Source organism: Aeromonas sp. ZOR0002 (genome assembly GCF_963866995.1).
GTDB classification, from domain to species: domain Bacteria; phylum Pseudomonadota; class Gammaproteobacteria; order Enterobacterales; family Aeromonadaceae; genus Aeromonas; species Aeromonas caviae.
Genome location: NZ_CAWMFQ010000283.1, coordinates 1 through 2,460, shown reverse-complemented (window position 1 = coordinate 2,460; position 2,460 = coordinate 1). Strand labels below are relative to the sequence as shown.

Annotated in this window: 2 protein-coding genes; one reads left to right on the top strand and one right to left on the bottom strand. The window is 62.6% G+C overall.

Going from position 1 to position 2,460, the window contains the following annotated elements:
* Positions 1–244: 244 nt before the first annotated feature.
* Positions 245–1,102 (top strand): bifunctional methylenetetrahydrofolate dehydrogenase/methenyltetrahydrofolate cyclohydrolase FolD, encoded by an 858-nt coding sequence (folD, locus tag AACR77_RS15410; protein ID WP_010674955.1) that lies wholly within the window; start codon positions 245–247, stop codon positions 1,100–1,102.
* Positions 1,103–1,186: 84 nt separating this feature from the next.
* Here the strand turns inward: folD and AACR77_RS15405 are convergent, their stop codons facing one another.
* Positions 1,187–2,350 carry a trans-sulfuration enzyme family protein gene (locus AACR77_RS15405; protein ID WP_042882641.1) on the bottom strand — a complete coding sequence of 388 codons (1,164 nt, stop codon included), beginning with the start codon at positions 2,348–2,350 and terminating at the stop codon, positions 1,187–1,189.
* Positions 2,351–2,460 lie beyond the last annotated feature (110 nt).

Here is a 2,460-nt window from a genome sequence, read left to right as displayed (position 1 = left end):
GGTCCCAAACCAGATGCGCTACCGGGCTGCGCTAATCACCGAAAATTCGCCATCCAGCATACCTTCGGCGGCACCACTGGGCAACGGGCGGGCATCATACCCAAGCGCCAAAGTCAGCGTCAACGACTTTTTCCGCCAGTAAATTCAAGTGCCTACTTATTGCCCTCCCTGCGAGAGCCGCTAACACCCGCGCCAAAAAAATGCGACAATGCGCCGCAGTTGAACACATGGTGAGTGAAGAACGATGTCTGCCAAAATCATTGATGGAAAACAGGTTGCGCAAACGATTCGCAATCAGGTCGCCGCGCAAGTCCAACAGCGGTTGGCGCAGGGGAAACGGGCACCGGGTCTGGCGGTGATCCTGGTGGGGCTGGATCCGGCCTCCCAAGTCTATGTGGGCAGCAAACGTCGCGCTTGTGAAGAGGTGGGATTTGTTTCCCGCTCCTATGACCTCAGCGCCACGGCGACACAAGCAGAGCTGCTGTCCCTGATCGACCAGCTCAACGAGGATCCGGAAGTGGACGGCATCCTGGTGCAGTTGCCCTTGCCGGCTCACTGCGATACCACCCAGGTGCTGGAGCGCATTCGTCCCGACAAGGACGTTGATGGCTTCCATCCCTACAACGTGGGTCGTCTGGCCCAGCGCATCCCGGCGCTGCGACCCTGCACCCCCAAGGGGATCATGACCCTGATCGAGACCACCGGCGTCAAGACCCATGGTCTGCATGCGGTGGTGGTCGGGGCTTCCAACATCGTGGGGCGCCCCATGACGCTGGAGCTGCTGCTGGCCGGTTGCACCACCACCACCTGTCACCGCTTCACCCAGGATCTGGAAACCCAGGTGCGCCGGGCCGACTTGCTGGTCGTGGCAGTGGGCAAGCCCAACTTCATTCCGGGGGAGTGGGTCAAACCCGGTGCCCTGGTGATCGACGTGGGCATCAACCGTCTTGCGGACGGTTCCCTGGTGGGAGATGTGGAGTATGAGACCGCGCGCAATCACGCCGCCTTCATCACGCCGGTACCGGGTGGCGTGGGCCCCATGACGGTCGCCAGCCTGATGGAGAACACCCTGAGCGCCTGCCAGGATTACCACGACGCCTGATGAGGGCGACGGGCAGAAAAGAGAAAGGGAAGGCATTGCCTTCCCTTTTTTTATTGCGTCACTCCCCCGGATCGCCACTGGATATCAGAGAAGGGCCAGGGCGGTGGCCAGATCGGCAATCAGATCGTCGGTGTCTTCCACCCCGATGCTGAATCGAATGAGATCGTCATTGACCCCGGCGGCGAGGCGGCTCGCCTCGTCCATGGCGGCGTGGGTGGTGCTGGCCGGATGGCAGGCGAGGCTCTCGAGATCGCCGAGGCTCACCGCCTGCACGAAGAGTTGCAGGTTGTCGAGCAGGGTAGCGCAGCGCTCAAACCCGCCCTCCAGCTCGATGCTCACCATGCCGCCAAAGCCGCTGGCGAAGGCGCCGAGGGCATCGTGGCCCGGATGGCTGGCAAGGCCCGGGTAGATCACCTTCTTCACCGCTGGGTGGGCATCCAGGAACTCGGCCACCTTCTGGGCGTTGTGCAGGTGGGCATCCATGCGCAGGGGTAGGGTCTTGACCCCCCGTTGCAGCAGGTAGGCCTCCTGGGGGCCGATGGGAGAGCCGATGTGCTTGAGGGCCACGGTGCGAATCGACTTCATCAGCTCATGACGACCCGCCACCACCCCGGCGATGATGTCGCCGTGGCCGCCCAGGTACTTGGTACCGCTGTGCATGACAATGTCGATGCCAAGCTCGAGCGGGCGCAGCAGGTAGGGGGTAAGGAAGGTGTTGTCACACACCGTGATGGCACCCACCTTGCGGGCCGCCTCCACCACCACCCGCGGATCCACCACCTTGAGGGTGGGGTTGGTCAGGGTTTCAAAGAGTACCACCTTGGTGGCGGGGCGGATGTTGGCCAGCAGCGCCTGATCGCTCTCGTAGGCGGTGATCTTGACGCCGGCGCGGCTGAAGGTCTGCTTGAGGAAGGCATCGGTGCCGCCGTAGAGGGGGCCGATATAGGCCACTTCATCACCGCTGTCGGCCAGGGCATACATGATGGCACTCACCGCCGCCATGCCGCTGGCCACCACCAGTGCCTCATCTGCACCTTCGAGGGCTGCCAGCTTCTGCTCCAGTTCGGCGGTGGTGGGGTTGCCAAAGCGGCTGTAGATGAAGCCGGGGGCTTGACCTGCGAAGCGCTCCTTGCCCGCCTGGGCGTTGAAGTAGCTGAAGGTGCTGCTCTGGTAGAGCGGGGTGGTGAGGGCGCCGGTCTGGGGATCGATCCGCTGGCCGCTGTGCACGCTCATGGTCTTGAATTTCATTTTTTTACTCCGTCATTGTCAGGTCGTTGCCCGACTGCTTGTGTTATCCGGGGCGCCGTCGCGCCCCTTTTTTAATGTCGATTGGCGGGTTGTCAGACTAGCGCTGGCTC